This window comes from Sinomicrobium soli, from assembly GCF_003285545.1.
Taxonomy (GTDB): Bacteria; Bacteroidota; Bacteroidia; order Flavobacteriales; family Flavobacteriaceae; genus Sinomicrobium.
The window spans coordinates 171,035-188,469 of the sequence record NZ_QLNV01000008.1; the positions used below are offsets into that span (position 1 = coordinate 171,035).

Here is a 17,435-nt window from a genome sequence, read left to right on the forward strand (position 1 = left end):
GGAGGAGGCAGGCACTTCCGTTGTGCTGCGCTCCAAACTACGAACTAACAACTAAAAAACTAAAAACCAAAAGAGACTGCCTGATAAAGACAGTCTCTGAATGCTATTGTTTAAATCAGTTATTTTATGGATCAGCTTTCAGTAGGTTCCTCGGCTTTTTTAATGGCCACGGTAAGTTCGTCTTTGTCCTTGTCGAGGTCCATAAAGATGCTGTCTCCTTCGGATACTTTGGAACTGATAATCTCTTCTGCAAGGGTATCTTCGATATATTTCTGGATCGCCCTTTTCAGAGGTCTTGCCCCATACTGCTTGTCAAAGCCCTTGTCAGCGATATAATCCTTGGCGCTGTCGCTGAGTTCCAGTTTATACCCGATATCACTGATACGCTGGTAGAGTTTTTCCAGTTCGATGTCAATGATCTGGTGTATATCCTCTTTTTCCAGCGGATTGAATACGATAACATCATCGATACGGTTCAGGAATTCGGGAGCGAATGCCTTTTTAAGGGCATTTTCGATCACGCTTTTCTGGTGTTCATCAGCCTGGGCCTTTCTCGCGGAGGTCCCGAAACCGACACCCTGTCCGAAGTCCTTGATCTGCCTGGCCCCGATATTGGAAGTCATAATGATGATGGTATTCCTGAAATCTATTTTTCTTCCCAGGCTATCGGTGAGGTAGCCGTCGTCCAGTACCTGCAGCAGCATGTTAAATACATCGGGGTGTGCTTTTTCCACCTCGTCCAGCAGGATCACCGCATAGGGTTTTCTGCGCACCTTTTCGGTAAGCTGTCCGCCTTCTTCGTACCCCACATACCCGGGAGGTGCCCCGATAAGCCGTGATATGGCAAATTTTTCCATGTATTCGCTCATGTCGATACGTACCAAAGAATCTTCGGAATCGAATAGCTCCCTGGCCAGTATCTTGGCGAGCTGGGTCTTACCGACCCCGGTCTGTCCCAGGAATATGAACGAACCTATGGGTTTGTTCGGGTCCTTGAGCCCGGCCCGGTTTCGCTGGATGGCCTTGACCACCTTGTTTACGGCCTCGTCCTGCCCGATGACCTTGCCCTTGATCAGTTCGGGCAATTGCGCCAGTTTACTGCTTTCGGCCTGGGCTATACGGTTTACGGGCACTCCGCTCATCATGGAAACCACATCGGCAACACTTTCCTCGGTGACGATCTCCCGGTGAAGCTTGCTCTCTTCCTCCCATTTTTCCTGGGCGGTAGCGAGTTCTTTTTCCAGTCGTTTTTCGTCGTCCCTGAGTTTGGCGGCCTCCTCGTATTTCTGTTTCTTGACCACCGTGTTTTTAAGTACCCGTACATCTTCCAGCTGTTTTTCCAGCTCGAGGATCTGTTTGGGCACTTCCATATTGGTGATATGTACCCGCGATCCTGCTTCGTCAAGGGCATCTATGGCCTTGTCCGGAAGATAGCGGTCGGTCATATACCTGTTGGTGAGCTTTACGCAGGCCTCGATGGCTTCGTCGGTATAATCCACATTGTGGTGCTCTTCGTATTTTTCCTTGATATTGTGCAGGATCTCAATGGTTTCCTCCACACTGGTAGGCTCCACGATAACTTTCTGGAACCGTCTTTCGAGGGCCCCGTCCTTCTCGATATACTGCCTGTATTCATCCAGGGTAGTGGCACCCACACACTGGATCTCCCCGCGGGCCAGGGCAGGCTTGAACATATTGGACGCATCGAGACTGCCCGTAGCGCCACCGGCGCCTACAATGGTATGGATCTCATCGATAAAGAGGATGATGTCGTCATTCTTTTCCAGCTCGTTCATCACGGCTTTCATGCGTTCTTCAAACTGTCCCCTGTACTTGGTCCCGGCAACCAGGGAAGCCAGGTCGAGGGTAACCACCCTTTTGTTGTACAGTATTCTCGATACTTTTTTCTTTATGATCCTGAGGGCCAGTCCTTCGGCGATGGCACTTTTACCCACCCCGGGCTCCCCGACCAGCAGGGGGTTGTTCTTTTTCCTCCGGCTGAGGATCTGGGAAACCCTTTCGATTTCCTTCTCCCTTCCCACTACGGGGTCCAGTTTTCCTTCTTCCGCCAGTTGGGTGAGATCCCGCCCGAAATTGTCCAGTACAGGTGTTTTGGACTTTTTGCCCGATTTGCTCCCCGAAGGGTTGTTGAAGGGGTTATCCCGGGACGATTCCTCTGCAGATCCGGACTCATCCGAAAAAGATTCGGCAGTAGGCAGGTCGATGTATTCGTCTTCGCTTGCACTCATAAACTTGAATTGTTCTTTGACCCCGTCATAATCCACTTTGAGCTTGTTCAGCAGTTTTGTGGTAGGGTCGTTTTCGTTTCTCAGGATACACAGCAGAAGGTGCGCCGTATTGATAGACGTACTCTGAAAGAGTTTTGCTTCCAGAAAAGTAGTCTTCAATGCGCGTTCTGCCTGCCTGGTGAGATGTAAATTCTTTTTGCTATTGGCCGTAAGGGGAGAACTGGAATTGGCCGGACTCAGTATTTCCACTTTTCTTCGCAGCACATCCAGATCGATTTCCATGGCATTGAGTATATTGATCGCTTTACCACTACCGTCCCTTAATAGTCCCAACATAAGATGTTCCGTTCCTATAAAATCATGTCCGAGGCGCAATGCCTCTTCCTTGCTATAGGCAATTACATCTTTTACTCTTGGTGAAAAATTGTCATCCATAATTTATCTCCTTTCGATATTCCCCCGGCAGAACACTGTCGGGCCGGGGATGGGATTAAAAATAAAAACTACCGGTACTATTACAAAAACCGTACCCTTTGAAGAGCCCCGTATTGCTAATAGACGAAAAATCTCCGAAAAACAAAAATTTTTCAGGAGCAATTTATCAACGGTTTTATACCGATGGCCGGATCGGGGCGAATACACGTTATGCTACCCGTTTACAGGAGCCGGACAAGCCGGTCTGCATGCCTTTTTGCAACAATGGCCCTGCGAAACTTCCTCACACACCGGCTTACGGGTCCGGGATCAGACAATACGTCAGTCCGTTACAGGGCTGAAACTTCTGGAAATCAAGGAGGATAACCGGTCGTGATCCGATTCTTCCGGTGTTGATAAAATACTTAAAAAAGCCATAGGTGAAAGCTTACCAAAGTCAATAAAATCCGTATATTGGCTCGATTTGAAAATTAACCAGATTAATTAATTTTTTTGATATGGCAGAAGGAGAAAAGCTGATCCCTATCAATATTGAGGATGAGATGAAATCGGCTTACATCGATTATTCGATGTCGGTCATTGTGTCACGTGCACTTCCGGATGTGAGAGACGGGCTGAAGCCGGTTCACCGCAGGGTGCTGTTCGGGATGTACGAATTAGGGGTGCTTAGTAACAGGTCTTATAAAAAATCTGCAAGGATTGTAGGGGAGGTACTGGGTAAATACCACCCTCACGGGGATTCGTCGGTTTACGATACCATGGTAAGGATGGCGCAGGAATGGAGTTTGCGTTATATGCTTGTCGACGGGCAGGGAAACTTCGGCTCTGTGGACGGCGATCCGCCCGCAGCAATGCGTTATACGGAAGCGCGGATGCGAAAGATATCGGAAGAATTGTTGGCCGATATCGACAAGGATACCGTAGAGCACCGGCTCAATTTTGACGATACCCTGAAGGAACCCACGGTATTGCCTACGAGAGTTCCGAACCTTTTGGTCAACGGTGCCGCAGGGATTGCGGTAGGGATGGCCACCAATATGCCGCCGCACAACCTGAGCGAGGTTATAGACGGGACCATAGCCTATATAGATAATAATGATATCGAGGTTGACGAGCTGATCCAGTATGTCAAGGCGCCCGATTTCCCGACGGGAGGTACCATATACGGGTACGACGGGGTCCGAGAGGCTTTCAAGACCGGAAAGGGACGTGTGGTAATACGCGCAAAAGCCCGGATAGAAGAGGTACAGGGGCGTGAATGTATTGTGGTCACCGAGATCCCGTACCAGGTGAACAAGGCCGAAATGATCAAGAAAACGGCCGAACTGGTCAATGAAAAGAAACTGGAGGGCATTGCGAATATACGGGACGAATCAGACCGGAAGGGGATGCGTATCGTTTATGTGCTTAAACGCGATGCCATACCCAATATCGTATTGAATACGCTTTATAAATATACCGCCCTGCAGTCTTCCTTCAGTGTGAATAATATTGCCCTGGTCAACGGAAGGCCCCAGCTGCTCAATCTCAAGGACATGATCTACCATTTTGTGGAACACCGTCATGAGGTTGTCGTCCGGCGTACGGAATACGAGCTTAAGAAAGCGGAAGAAAGAGCGCATATCCTGGAAGGGCTGATCATTGCTTCAGATAATATAGATGAAGTGATCGCCCTGATCCGTGCCTCCGGCAATGCCGAAGAGGCGAGGGAGAAACTGATGGAGCGTTTTTCCCTGACCGAGATCCAGGCCCGTGCCATTGTGGAGATGAGGCTGAGACAGCTTACCGGACTGGAACAGGATAAACTGAGGGCCGAATACGAAGATATCATAAAGTATATCGAGGAACTGAGGGATATTCTGGCCCGCAAGGAGCGCAGGATGGAGATCATCAAGGAAGAGCTTCAGGAAGTCAGGGATAAATACGGCGACGAAAGGAGATCCGTGATCGAGTATGCCGGAGGTGATTTCAGTATAGAAGATATGATCCCGGACGAGCAGGTCGTTATTACCATATCGCATGCCGGCTATATCAAGAGAACCCCGCTTTCGGAATACAAGACACAGAACAGGGGAGGGGTAGGACAAAAAGCGTCCAATACCCGGAATGAAGATTTTCTGGAACACCTTTTCGTAGGGACCAACCACCAGTACATGATCTTCTTTACACAGAAGGGGAAGTGTTTCTGGCTAAGGGTCTACGAAATTCCCGAAGGCACACGTACTTCCAAGGGAAGGGCCATCCAGAACCTGATCAATATAGCACAGGACGACAAGGTAAAAGCCTTTATCTGCACGAAGGACCTGAAGGACGAAGCGTATATCAACAATCATTTTGTGATCATGGCTACCAGGAAAGGGGTGGTCAAGAAAACCTCGCTGGAGCAGTATTCCCGCCCGAGACAGAACGGTATCAATGCCATTACCATACGCGAAGACGACGAATTGCTGGAAGCCAGGCTTACGACCGGGAACAGCCAGGTCATGCTGGCCGTGAAATCGGGCAAGGCGGTGCGCTTTGAAGAAGAGAAGACCCGGCCCATGGGCAGAAATGCTTCCGGGGTAAGGGGAATTACCCTGGCGGATGAGTCTGATGAAGTAGTAGGCATGATCACCATAAACAATCCGCAGGAAGAAAGCGTACTGGTCGTCTCTGAAAACGGTTACGGAAAACGGACCTTTATCGACGACCCGGAAGACGGTACTCCCATATACAGGATTACCAACAGGGGCGGTAAAGGGGTGAAAACCATTTCCATTACGGAAAAAACCGGTAAATTAGTAGCCATAAGGAGTGTTTCCGATACGGACGACCTTATGATTATCAATAAATCGGGGATCGCCATACGATTGAAAGTAAGTGACCTGCGTGTTATGGGCAGGGCTACCCAGGGAGTTCGCCTTATCAATATCAAGGGAAAAGATTCCATTGCCGCAGTTGCCAAGGTGATGCGGGAAGAGGAGAATGTGGAAGATATTGATACTGCGGGAGATGAAAATATGGAAACAAATAATTAACTTTGTTAAAATATTAAAAATAAAACCTGATCTTGAGCCGTTGTATAGGTATAATCAAAAAAAAGAAATTTATTTAACACAAAACTCATGAAGAAAAAGATTTTTATCTTTTCCGCAGCACTGTTGATCTCTTCTTTGTCCATTGCTCAGAAGAAAGAGCTCAGGGATGCGGAAAAAGCGTTGAAAAAAGGAAGTATTGCGGAAGCGAAATCTGCATTGCAGAGCATAGAGAGCTCCATATCTTCCGCTGATGACCGCTTTAAGGCCCAGTATTATTACCTTGACGGGAAACTGAATTACGAGGAAGCCAAAAAAGGGGGGGATGCCGATGCGGCCTATCAGGAGGCTGTAGAATCGTTTAAAAGCCTTATTGAAATAGAAAAGGAATCGGGGAGTGAAAAGTATACCGGGGAAGCTTCACAGCTTATCCAGACCATTTCTGCCGATCTTGTAAATTCAGCTGTAGAAGATAACCAGAACGAAGATTACGCCGCTGCGGCCAAAAAACTGTATATGGCTTATCAGCTGGATACCGACAACCAGGATTATCTTTATTTCGCCGCATCAAGTGCCGTTAACGGAGAGGATTTCGACACTGCCCTGGAGTATTACCTGAAGCTCAAGGAGCTGGGGTATACCGGTGAGGCTACAAAATATTACGCAACGAACAAGGAGACCGGCGAGCGTGAGGAACTCCCCAAAGACCAGAGGGATCTCATGGTAAAAGCGGGTACCCACAACAAGCCCGAGGAAGAAAAAACAGAATCCCGGTTTCCGGAGATCGTCAAGAATATCGCCCTGATATATTCCCAGCAGGGTGACAATGAAAAGGCGATAGAGGCCGTACAGGAAGCCAGGAAAGTTGACCCGGAGGATGTTAACCTGCTGATGACGGAGGCCAATCTCTATATCAAGCTGGACCAGAAAGACAAGTTCAGGGAAGTGATGGAGCAGGCTATCCAGAAAGACCCGAACAACCCGATGCTGTATTACAACCTCGGGGTTATTACCGGTGAGCAGGGAGATAAGGAAAAGGCCAAGGAATATTATGAGAAATCTATCGAACTCGATCCGAAATACGAGGCCAGCTATATGAACATGGCTTCGCTGATACTGGGTGATGAAGTGGCTATCGTAGATGAGATGAACAGTCTCGGGACATCCAAGGCCGACAACGAGCGTTATGACGAGCTGAAAAAGAAACGCGAAGACCTGTATCGCGATGCTGTTCCGTATCTTGAAAAAATCCTCGAGCTTAACCCGGAGAGCCTCGACGCTACCAAGACCCTGATGAATATTTACGGTTCCATAGGGGATGATGACAAGTACAAGGAAATGAAAGACAAACTCGATAGCATGCAGTAGCCAGCTGTAGCAGGAGAATGATTAATATGTAAAAAAGCGGGGAGAAACAACCCCGCTTTTTTTTATGCTTGTTTGTAAATCATTATTATTCCTCTGTTTCACCTTCCTGGTTCCGGAATACCAGCTGGTCGCTGAACTCGTCGAGGAGTATGATACTGTCGGTTGTGATCTTCCCGGCCAGTATTTCCTTTGAAAGCTCGTTGAGCACTTCCCGCTGGATCACCCTTTTTACCGGGCGGGCACCGAATTGGGGGTCGTACCCTTTCCGGGCAAGATAGGAAACGGCCTCTTCCGTGGCATCGAGTACAATATGCTGTCTGGCTACCATCCTGGTCACATTTTTGAGCTGCAGCTCCACGATCTCCCTGATATTGGCTTCCGTAAGCGGTGTAAACATGATGATGTCATCTATCCTGTTCAGGAATTCCGGTCTCACGGTTTGTTTCAGTAACCCGAGAACTTCAACCCTGGCTGCTTCCGTAGCGGCATGCACATCTTCCGAATGGTCAAATTTTTCCTGGATGATCTGGCTTCCGAGGTTGCTGGTCATGATGATGATGGTGTTTTTGAAATCGGCAAGTCGCCCCTTATTGTCGGTAAGCCTGCCTTCATCCAGCACCTGCAGCAGTATGTTGAACGTATCCGGGTGTGCCTTTTCAATCTCGTCCAGCAATACCACGGAATAGGGTTTACGCCTTACCGCCTCGGTAAGCTGTCCGCCTTCATCATATCCTACATAACCGGGAGGGGCACCTACCAGCCGGCTCACCGCATGTCGTTCCTGGTATTCACTCATATCGATACGGGTGATGGCCGATTCGTCGTTAAAGAGGTAGTCGGCCAGGGCCTTGGCCAGCTCTGTCTTTCCCACCCCTGTAGTTCCGAGGAACAGGAAAGAGCCTATCGGCCGTTTCTGGTCCTGCAAGCCAGCCCGGCTTCGCCGTATGGCATCGGATACGGCCTGGATGGCTTCGTCCTGCCCTACAACGCGTTTGTGGAGCTCTTCTTCCAGCAGCAACAGTTTTTCACGGTCGCTCTGCAGCATCTTGGTTACGGGAATACCGGTCCATTTAGCCACAACTTCGGCAATATCTTCATTGGTCACCTCCTCTTTTATAAGGGAACTTCCGCCCTGTTGCTGCTGTTCGAGCTGCACCTGCAGTTCATCCAGCTTTTCCTGGGCTTCCTTGATCTTTCCGTAACGGATTTCTGCCACTTTTCCATAGTCTCCTTCTCGTTCTGCCTTTTCGGCTTCGAGCTTGTAGTTTTCTATGGCTTCCTTGGTATTCTGTATGTGGTCTACCACCTCCTTTTCACTTTGCCACTTGGCATAGATCTCGTTGCGTTCTTCCTTGAGATTGGCAAGGTCTGCGTTGAGTGATTTCAGCTTGTCCTGGTCGTCTTCCCGCTTTATGGCCTCTATCTCTATTTCCAGCTGCATGATCTTCCTGTCGAGTACATCCAGCTCTTCCGGCTTCGAATTGATCTCCATCCGCAATTTGGATGCCGCTTCATCCATCAGGTCTATGGCCTTGTCGGGCAGAAAGCGGTTCGTGATATAGCGCTGTGACAATTCTACGGCTGCAATAATGGCCTCGTCCTTGATCCTCACCTTGTGGTGGGTTTCATACTTTTCCTTGATCCCCCGGAGGATGGAAATGGCACTTTCGGTATCCGGTTCGTCTACCAGCACCTTCTGGAAACGGCGTTCCAGGGCCTTGTCCTTTTCAAAATATTTCTGGTACTCGTCGAGGGTTGTGGCCCCTATGGCTCTCAGTTCTCCCCGGGCCAGGGCAGGTTTAAGGATATTGGCGGCATCCATGGCACCCTCACCGCCACCGGCGCCCACCAGGGTGTGTATCTCATCGATAAACAGTATGATCCTGCCCTCGGAAGAGGTCACTTCCTTGATCACCGATTTCAGTCTTTCCTCAAATTCTCCCTTGTACTTTGCACCGGCAATCAGCGCCCCCATATCCAGGGAATGGATCTCCTTGTCCCTGAGGTTTTCCGGGATGTCCCCCTGTATGATACGGTGTGCGATCCCTTCGGCAATGGCCGTCTTACCCACTCCGGGTTCTCCTACCAGCATAGGATTATTCTTGGTACGTCTTGACAGAATCTGTAAAACCCTTCGTATTTCCTCGTCACGGCCGATAACAGGGTCGAGTTTTCCGTCGTTGGCCAGCTGATTGAGGTTTTTGGCGTATTTGTTAAGTGCGTTATAGGTATCCTCCGCACTTGCAGATGTTACCTTTTCACCCTTGCGCAATTCATCTATGGCTGCCTGCAGTCCTTTTTCCGTGACTCCCTGGTCTTTCAGTATCTGCGCAATCTTGCTTTTCGACTTGAACACGGCGAGGATCAGGTGCTCTACGGAGACGTATTCGTCATTCATCCTGCGGGCAATGACACTCGCTTCGTTCAGGGTACTTCCGGCTTCCCGGGAGAGCATGAGTTCCCCTCCCTCCACTTTGGGAAAACTTTGCAGGGTATTGTCGAGGATCTGTTGCAACAGGCTTACATTGACCTGCAGTTTCTTCAGCAAAAAGGGAAGTACGTTCTGGTCTACTTCAAATATGGCTTTGAAGATGTGTTCGTTTTCGATCTGTTGATGGCCGTATCCCTGGGCGATCTGCTGTGCCTGCTGAATGGCCTCTTGGGCTTTTATGGTAAAATTGTTAAGGTTCATATATATTATTTTTATGCTTTTCTATACTAATGATTATTTACGATATCTTCAATGGTCAATTCCCGTTCCAACAATACACTCATGTCATTTTGTCTTGTTTTTAAAATAAAATACTGTCATTTTGACACCAAGACTTGTTGCTTTTCCTGGTAACAGGGGGCCTCCGTCATGGTTTAATATCGTATTTTTGTCCCGGGAAAAGAAATCGAACTCGTCTTGGGTTGTTTCATTTAGGCGAAAAGCCACTATTTTGTGCCCAGATGAAGGCTTTTTGGAGCCACATAGCCATAGCTATGGGGAGAGAAAAAGACAAAATATGGGTGCAAAAGAGGGTTTTGCAGCAAATTATAATAACTCAAGACGAGTTCATTGTCTGATACTATAAAGTTATGGGTTTTTTTGATAAGATATTCGGTAGGGGAACAGGAGATGATAAAAATCATGATCCCGGGGAGCGGCTGGAATGGTCCCCGCTTGTTTCATTGTCACAGCTTGACGAGGTGGTAAAGGAAAGTACTGAAGTTCCGGTACTTATTTTTAAGCACAGTACGCGTTGCGGGATCAGCAGGATGGCCTATAAGAATTTTGAGAGGGAAATGGATGCCGGTGCCCCGGTAAAGCTGTATTACCTGGATATCCTGAACCATCGCGATGTGTCCGGTGCCGTTGCGGAACGTTTCGGGGTCATACATGAGAGCCCGCAACTGCTCCTGCTCAGAAATGGGAAGGTAGTCTACAACGAATCGCACGGGGCCATTACGGCAGGAAAACTACTGGAACAGTTAGGGTAAAAACAAAACGCCCCGCACGGAGCGGGAACGTTTCTAACCAACCAAAACCGGACCTCCTGCGGAGGCCCGTAAGCTATCAGTATCTCAGAATTTATATTCGTTATCTGCGATGATACGCTCTGCAATGCTGTTCTTCAGGGCTATGACGTCGGGCATATTTGCGTATTTCGTAAAGCGTTTGAGCCCCATAAGCATCATGCGCTGTTCATCACCTTGTGCAAAAGATACTATAACTTCCCTGCCTTTACTGTTTATAATGTCTACTGCCTTGTAAAGGTATAGCCTGGCCATGGCTATTTGTGTCCGGGCGGTATCTTCTCCCTGTGCCTTTGCCGTTTTCCCGGCGCGGAGCAGCACGGATTCTGCAATATAGGTGTGAATAAGAATATCTGCGGCCGAAAGCAGTAGCTGCTGGTGTTCTTCCAGTTCCGGTCCGTATTTTTGCACGGCGGCCCCGGCCACCATGAGAAATACCTTTTTGAGTTTGGCAATCATCTCCTTTTCTTCGGAGAAAAGGGAGGAGTAATCAGGACTATCGAAAGAAGGGATTCCCATCAGTTCGTCAGCTACATTCTTTGCCGGGGTAAGGAGGTCTACATGGCCTTTCATGGCTTTTTTGACCAGCATTCCCACTACGAGCATCCTGTTGATCTCGTTCGTACCTTCGTAGATACGCGAAATACGGGCATCTCTCCAGGCGGCCTCCATGGGAGTATCTTCCGAAAAGCCCATGCCCCCGAAGATCTGTATTCCCTCATCGGTACAGTTCTGGATATCTTCGGAAAGGGCCACTTTGAGTATGGAACATTCGATGGCGTATTCCTCAACGCCCTTGAGTTCTGCTTCCTGGTGAGAATTTCCCTGCTCCTTGCGGATGGCGATGCGGTCTTCGATGTTCTTTGCCGCCCTGTAACAGGCCGATTCGCCGGCATAGAGGGTAGTGGCCATATCGGCAATTTTGCCCTTTATGGCACCGAATTGGGCGATGGGGGTGTTGAACTGTACCCTTTCGTTGGCGTATTGCACCGAATTCGTAATCACCCTGCGCTGGGCATCCAGGCAGGCGGCAGCAAGTTTGATACGGCCGATATTAAGGGCATTCATGGCGATTTTAAAGCCGTTCCCCCTTTCGGAAAGCATGTTTTCTACCGGGACTTTGGTCTCGTTGAAAAAAACCTGCCGGGTAGAGGAGGCCCTGATCCCGAGTTTGTGCTCTTCCTCCCCGAGGGTAATCCCGTTTTCCGGGTCGTATTCCACGATAAAACCGGTAATGTATTTGTCGTTTTCGATCCGGGCAAAGACGATCATCAGGTTACAGAAACCGGCATTGGATATCCACATTTTCTGCCCCGAGATCAGGTAGTGTTTCCCGTCTTCGCTGAGCACGGCTTTTGTTTTACCGCTGTTGGCGTCACTTCCTGCTCCCGGTTCCGTAAGGCAATAGGAACCAAACCACTCCCCCGATGCCAGTCGGGGCACATACTTCTGTTTTTGCTCTTCGGTCCCGTAGAGCAGTATGGGCATGGTACCTATCCCGGTATGTGCACCGAAGGCCGTAGCCAGCGACCCCGTAGCGCCGGAGATATAATCACAGACCAACATGGTCGATACAAACCCCATTCCCATACCGCCGAATTCTTCCGGTACGGCTATGCTGAGAAGGCCGAGTTCCCCGGCCTTCCGCATGATCTCTTCGGTAAATGCATAATCCTTTTTCTCAAACCTTTCCTTGTTCGGCCATACTTCACGGTCTATAAAATCCTTTACCGTATCGCGCATCATTTTCTGTTCTTCCGAAAAATCTTCGGGAGTGAAGATATCCTCACATGCGGTTTCCTTTACGAGAAACTGTCCGCCGCGGAGTATGTTATCCTTTTCTGTTTGTGCTTCCATAACCCTTATCTTTTATTTGTTTTTTCAGTGTCTATAACAATTCGTAAATACCGGCAGCGCCCTGCCCGGTACCTACACACATGGTTACCATACCGTATTTGTTACCCCGGCGTTTCATCTCGTCGAACAACTGTACAGAGAGTTTGGCTCCCGTACATCCGAGCGGATGCCCCATTGCAATGGCCCCGCCGTTGACGTTGACGATCTCCGGGTCCAGTCCCAATTCACGGATAACGGCCAGCGACTGTGAAGCAAAGGCCTCGTTAAGTTCTATCAGTTCGATGTCCCCGAGTTGCATCCCGGCCTGTTGCAAGGCTTTAGGGATGGCCTTTACGGGGCCGATCCCCATAATCCTGGGCTCCACACCGGCAGCGGCATAACTGACCAGCCGTGCTATGGGTTCCAGGTTGAGTGCTTTGACCATATCCTCACTCATCACCATGACAAATGCAGCACCGTCGCTCATCTGTGAAGAATTTCCGGCGGTAACGCTACCGTTGCTGGCAAATACGGGACGCAGTCTGGCAAGCACTTCAAGGGAAGTGTCGGCACGCGGGCCTTCGTCTTTACTCACCGTATAATTCTTTGTCGCTTTCTTCCCGGAGCCATCCACATAAGTCTGTTCAATAGGGATGGGAACGATCTGCTGATCGAATTTTCCTTCTGCCTGGGCCTTCAGGGCTTTCTGATGAGAGTTAAAGGCAAATTCGTCCTGGTCTTCTCTCGTAACCTTGAACTTTTCGGCGACCGCTTCTGCCGTTAGTCCCATACCCCAGTAATAATCCTCGTGTCCTGCTTTGGCTAAAGCGTAATCGGGCACGGGTTTGTATCCTCCCATGGGGATGTAACTCATACTTTCCGCACCTCCTGCTATGATACAGTCGGCCATTCCGGATTGTATTTTTGCCGTGGCGATACCTATTGTTTCTATACCGGAAGCACAGTACCGGTTAACGGTAACTCCGGGTACATCGACGATATCGAGCCCCATCAGGGAAATGAGCCTCCCCATATTCAACCCCTGTTCAGCTTCGGGCATGGCATTTCCCACTATCACATCATCTATGCGCTTTTTGTCTAACCCGGGGAGCTCCTCCATGATGTGCTGTATCGTTTCGGCCGCGAGCTCATCCGGCCTCTTGAACCGGAACGTACCCCTCGGCGCCTTGCCTACGGCGGTACGGTATGCTTTTACTATGTATGCTGTTTTCATTTTTTAGATGTTAGGTTTTAGTATTGAGATGTTAGGTTTTAGTATTGAGATGTTAGATTTTAGTATTGAGATGTTAGATTTTAGTATTGAGATTTTAGTATTGAGATGTTAGATTTTTGATTTGAATGAATAAATCATTTTCTGAATTTCTACACATTGTTCGATTAAAATATCAATTTCAGAAATGCTATCTGTTAGATTTAATTCCTTTATCAGGATTAATTGAGTTTGTAATTCGTAACAAGAACCATTTGCTATTCCTAAAAAATGTTTAAATTCTTTATTTGAATTTCTTCCTGCTCCTTCAGCTATATTGGAAGGAATGGAAACAGAACTTCTCTTGATTTGAAAAATAATTCCAAACTTCTCATTATCCGGGATTTTAGAACACAGTACATAAATTTCTTTGGCTAATTGTATCGATTTTTTCCAAACAATTAAATCGTCTACTTTATGCATCTCATAAAAATCTAAATTCTAAAACCTCACTACTCAATTCTCACTACTCAATTCTCACTACTCAATTCTCACTACTCAATTCTCACTACTCAATTCTCACTACTCAATTCTCACTACTCAATTCTCACTACTCAATTCTCACTACTCAATTCTCACTACTCAATTCTATAATTAATTCCTCAACGGCTTCCCCGTCTTTAACATATGCTGTATTCTTTCGAGGGTTTTCCGTTCCGTACAGAGCGACAGGAAGGCTTCCCTTTCGAGATCCAGCAGGTATTGTTCGCTGACGGGCGAAGCTTCGGAAAGATCTCCGCCGGCCATGACGTAAGCCAGTTTATTCGCGATTTTTTTATCGTGTTCCGAAATGTATTTGCCTGCATACATGCTGTCGGTACCCACGAGGAATGGGCCGAGTGCCTGCTTTCCGAGCACCTTGATATCTTTTCTCCTAATGGGTTGGGTATAGCCTGCTTCTGCCAGGAGTACGGCGTGTTTTTTGGCTTCGGCAATCTGGCGGTCCTTGTTCACGACGATAATGTCTTTTCCTTTTTGGAGTATACCGAGGTCATACGCTTCGTAGGCAGAGGTCGATACTTTTGCGGTCCCTATAGTCAGGAAGTATTCCCGCAGGGCATTGAGTTCCACATCATCTTTCTTAAAGGTATCGGAGGCCCTCAGCGTCATTTCCTTGGAACCGCCCCCACCGGGAATGACCCCCACACCAAATTCCACCAGCCCGATATAGGTTTCGGCTGCTGCCACCACCTTGTCGGCATGCATGCTCATTTCGCAGCCGCCACCCAGGGTCATGCCGTGCGGGGCCACCACCACGGGAATGGAGGAGTAACGCACGCGCATCATGGTATCCTGGAACATTTTTATGGCCATGTTGAGTTCGTCGTATTCCTGTTCCACAGCCATCATGAATATCATCCCGATATTGGCACCTACCGAGAAGTTGGCCGCCTGGTTGCCGATCACCAGTCCGGCATACTCCTTTTCCGCCAGGTCGATGGCTTTATTGATCCCCTGCAGCACTTCTCCGCCTATCGTATTCATTTTGGAACGGAATTCCAGGTTGAGGATACCGTCTCCGAGATCTTCGACGATGGCATCGCTGTTGCTCCACACTTTTTTGCTTTCGCGGATATTGTTCAGGATGATAAAGGCATCCTGTCCGGGCACCTTGACCTGCGATCCGGACGGAATGTCGTAATAACAGGTGTTTCCCTCTTTTACCGTATAGAAAGTGTCACTGCCCTTACTGAGCATTTCTTCTACCCATGCTGCCGGTTTTTCCCCTTCGGCCTGCATCATTTCCAGTCCCTGTTTTACGCCTATGGCATCCCATATCTCAAAGGGTCCGTTCTCCCACCCGAACCCGGCCTTCATGGCGTCGTCAATTTTGTAAAGGTCATCGGTAATTTCCGGGATGCGGTGGGAGACGTAGGCAAACATGGCAGAAAAGTTCTTCCGGTAAAACTCGCCGGCCTTGTCTTTTCCGCCCACCAGCACTTTAAAGCGGTCAATGGGGCGGTCTATACTTTTGGTAAGCTCCAGGGTGTCGAAAGAAGCTTTTTTCTGAGGACGGTATTCCAGGGTATCCAGGTCGAGGGAAAGAATATTGCTTTTCCCGTCTTCCCCTTTTACCTTTTTGTAAAAGCCCTGTCCCGTTTTGCTTCCCAGCCACTTGTTTTCCATCATGGTACCGATGAAATCCGGAAGTTTAAACAACTCGTGGGCTTCGTCGTCGGGACAATTTTCATACAGGCCGTTGGCTACATGAACCAGGGTATCGAGCCCTACAACATCTACCGTACGGAAGGTAGCTGATTTCGGGCGCCCGATTACAGGGCCTGTGAGTTTATCTACTTCTTCTATGGTAAGCCCCATTGCTTTCACCTGATGGAAAAGGCTCATAATCCCGAAAATCCCTACCCGGTTTCCTATAAAAGCAGGAGTATCTTTGGCTACGACCGAAGTCTTGCCGAGGAATTTCTCGCCATAGCCGTTGAGAAAATCCAGAACTTCCTGGGAGGTGTCCGGTCCGGGTATGATCTCGAAGAGCCTGAGGTATCGTGCCGGATTAAAAAAGTGTGTGCCGCAGAAGTGTTTCCGGAAGTCTTCGCTGCGGCCTTCGCTCATGAAATGGATGGGGATTCCCGAAGTATTTGAGGTCACCAGCGTACCCGGTCTGCGGTGTTGTTCAATTTGTTCGAACACCTGTTTCTTGATATCCAGCCTTTCCACAACGACCTCGATAACCCAGTCTGCATCGGCGATACGGTGCAGGTCGTCATCGAGGTTACCCGTAGTGATACGGTCTGCAAATTTTTTGTGATAGATAGGGGAAGGGCTGGATTTAAGTGCGGTAGCCAGGTGTTCATTGACGATGCGGTTTCTCACGGAGCTGTCTTCAAGAGAAAGCCCCTTTTGCTGTTCTTTTTCGGTCAGCTCACGGGGCACGATATCCAGAAGGAGTACTTCGACACCGATATTGGCAAAATGGCACGCAATGCCACTGCCCATGATACCGGAACCTATGACCGCTGCCTTTTTAATGTTTCGTTTCATGTGTTCTTAGTGGTTTGTTGTTTTTGTTTATGAGAAACCGGTTTTATCCGGTTTCCTGTAACAGGATATATTTTCTTTTCTACGATAAGACTGTTGATAATGTCTATAACTTCAAAGAAGTGGTTGAGTTTCTCCTCGGGAACATTCTGGTGTATCACTTCGTTAAAGGTGAGGACCACCATTTTGGAGAGTTCCCTTTTTTCCCTCCCGAAAGGAGTGAGGCAGATCAATACACTGCGCCCGTCATCCGGATTGGGCCTGCGTTCGATCAGTCCCTTGGTCTCCATATTCTTGAGAATACGGGAAAGGCTGGTGGCTTCCATGCCCATTTTCGGGCCGAGTGCTGTAGAAGGAGTGCCCTTTTCCTTGTCGATACTCAATAGTGTGAACCCCGTGGCCATGGTAGTGTCGTATTTTCCCGCTTCTTCATTATACATCCTGGCAACAGCCTGCCAGGTAGCTCTTAATGCGTAATCAATGGTCTTTTCTTTCATCTGAAATGGTCTGATATCCCAAATATACAAAATTTTACTATGCATGCATAGTAAAATGAATGTTAAATTTATCCCTGCTGTCCTATCATATTCTTTTGTTTCAGGAAGTTAATTTTACAAAATGATATTGCCGGTCCGGATATGGGTGGTGCTCTTTGCGGGAATAACCCGGTCAAACCACAGGCCAGCGGAGCATCAAAAAAAATGCTTACATTTGTTTTCGAACACACTAAATGGTAAACGCAGAAGT

Annotated in this window: 10 protein-coding genes; 3 read left to right on the plus strand and 7 right to left on the minus strand. The window is 48.4% G+C overall.

Going from position 1 to position 17,435, the window contains the following annotated elements; all coding sequences use genetic code 11:
* Positions 1-131: 131 nt before the first annotated feature.
* Positions 132-2,684 carry an ATP-dependent Clp protease ATP-binding subunit gene (locus DN748_RS12310; protein WP_112372124.1) on the minus strand — a complete coding sequence of 851 codons (2,553 nt, stop codon included), beginning with the start codon at positions 2,682-2,684 and terminating at the stop codon, positions 132-134.
* Between the two features lie 497 nt (positions 2,685-3,181).
* On the opposite strand from DN748_RS12310, the gene gyrA reads away from it, so the two are divergent.
* Together gyrA and DN748_RS12325 are read left to right on the plus strand one after the other, a co-directional pair.
* Positions 3,182-5,701, plus strand: a complete 2,520-nt coding sequence (gyrA, locus tag DN748_RS12320) for a DNA gyrase subunit A (protein WP_112372126.1) — start codon at positions 3,182-3,184, stop codon at positions 5,699-5,701.
* An 87-nt stretch (positions 5,702-5,788) separates the two neighbouring features.
* Entirely contained in the window at positions 5,789-7,066 is a 1,278-nt protein-coding gene (locus tag DN748_RS12325) for a tetratricopeptide repeat protein (protein ID WP_112372127.1), read from the plus strand.
* An 85-nt stretch (positions 7,067-7,151) separates the two neighbouring features.
* On the opposite strand, the gene clpB is transcribed toward DN748_RS12325, so the two are convergent.
* Complete coding sequence (gene clpB, locus DN748_RS12330) at positions 7,152-9,758, minus strand: ATP-dependent chaperone ClpB (RefSeq protein ID WP_112372128.1); 2,607 nt, start codon at positions 9,756-9,758, stop codon at positions 7,152-7,154.
* Between the two features lie 389 nt (positions 9,759-10,147).
* On the opposite strand from clpB, the gene ytxJ reads away from it, so the two are divergent.
* Positions 10,148-10,549, plus strand: a complete 402-nt coding sequence (gene ytxJ / locus DN748_RS12335; protein ID WP_112372129.1) for a bacillithiol system redox-active protein YtxJ — start codon at positions 10,148-10,150, stop codon at positions 10,547-10,549.
* An 84-nt stretch (positions 10,550-10,633) separates the two neighbouring features.
* Here ytxJ and DN748_RS12340 read toward each other — a convergent pair whose 3' ends face one another.
* From DN748_RS12340 to DN748_RS12360, 5 genes are all read right to left on the minus strand, one after another.
* Positions 10,634-12,442: an acyl-CoA dehydrogenase family protein gene (locus tag DN748_RS12340; RefSeq protein ID WP_112372130.1), complete on the minus strand. Its 1,809-nt coding sequence runs from the start codon at positions 12,440-12,442 to the stop codon at positions 10,634-10,636.
* A 31-nt stretch (positions 12,443-12,473) separates the two neighbouring features.
* Positions 12,474-13,655 (minus strand): acetyl-CoA C-acyltransferase, encoded by a 1,182-nt coding sequence (locus tag DN748_RS12345; RefSeq protein ID WP_112372131.1) that lies wholly within the window; start codon positions 13,653-13,655, stop codon positions 12,474-12,476.
* A gap of 108 nt (positions 13,656-13,763) precedes the next feature.
* The gene (locus DN748_RS12350; RefSeq protein ID WP_112372132.1) at positions 13,764-14,114 is read right to left on the minus strand and encodes a four helix bundle protein; all 351 of its coding nucleotides are present in this window, start codon (positions 14,112-14,114) and stop codon (positions 13,764-13,766) included.
* A 171-nt stretch (positions 14,115-14,285) separates the two neighbouring features.
* The gene (locus DN748_RS12355; protein WP_112372133.1) at positions 14,286-16,691 is read right to left on the minus strand and encodes a 3-hydroxyacyl-CoA dehydrogenase/enoyl-CoA hydratase family protein; all 2,406 of its coding nucleotides are present in this window, start codon (positions 16,689-16,691) and stop codon (positions 14,286-14,288) included.
* Positions 16,688-17,185, minus strand: coding sequence for a MarR family winged helix-turn-helix transcriptional regulator (locus DN748_RS12360; protein ID WP_112372134.1), 498 nt, complete (start codon positions 17,183-17,185; stop codon positions 16,688-16,690). The genes DN748_RS12355 and DN748_RS12360 overlap by 4 nt, the downstream gene beginning before the upstream one ends.
* Between the last annotated feature and the right edge of the window lie 250 nt (positions 17,186-17,435).

Excerpts from the sequence above, each read along its gene's own strand:
- DN748_RS12310 (WP_112372124.1), bottom strand. The coding sequence starts at position 2,684 with ATGGATGACAATTTTTCACCAAGAGTAAAAGATGTAATTGCCTATAGC.
- gyrA (WP_112372126.1), top strand. The coding sequence starts at position 3,182 with ATGGCAGAAGGAGAAAAGCTGATCCCTATCAATATTGAGGATGAGATG.
- DN748_RS12325 (WP_112372127.1), top strand. The coding sequence starts at position 5,789 with ATGAAGAAAAAGATTTTTATCTTTTCCGCAGCACTGTTGATCTCTTCT.
- clpB (WP_112372128.1), bottom strand. The coding sequence starts at position 9,758 with ATGAACCTTAACAATTTTACCATAAAAGCCCAAGAGGCCATTCAGCAG.
- ytxJ (WP_112372129.1), top strand. The coding sequence starts at position 10,148 with ATGGGTTTTTTTGATAAGATATTCGGTAGGGGAACAGGAGATGATAAA.
- DN748_RS12340 (WP_112372130.1), bottom strand. The coding sequence starts at position 12,442 with ATGGAAGCACAAACAGAAAAGGATAACATACTCCGCGGCGGACAGTTT.
- DN748_RS12345 (WP_112372131.1), bottom strand. The coding sequence starts at position 13,655 with ATGAAAACAGCATACATAGTAAAAGCATACCGTACCGCCGTAGGCAAG.
- DN748_RS12350 (WP_112372132.1), bottom strand. The coding sequence starts at position 14,114 with ATGCATAAAGTAGACGATTTAATTGTTTGGAAAAAATCGATACAATTA.
- DN748_RS12355 (WP_112372133.1), bottom strand. The coding sequence starts at position 16,691 with ATGAAACGAAACATTAAAAAGGCAGCGGTCATAGGTTCCGGTATCATG.
- DN748_RS12360 (WP_112372134.1), bottom strand. The coding sequence starts at position 17,185 with ATGAAAGAAAAGACCATTGATTACGCATTAAGAGCTACCTGGCAGGCT.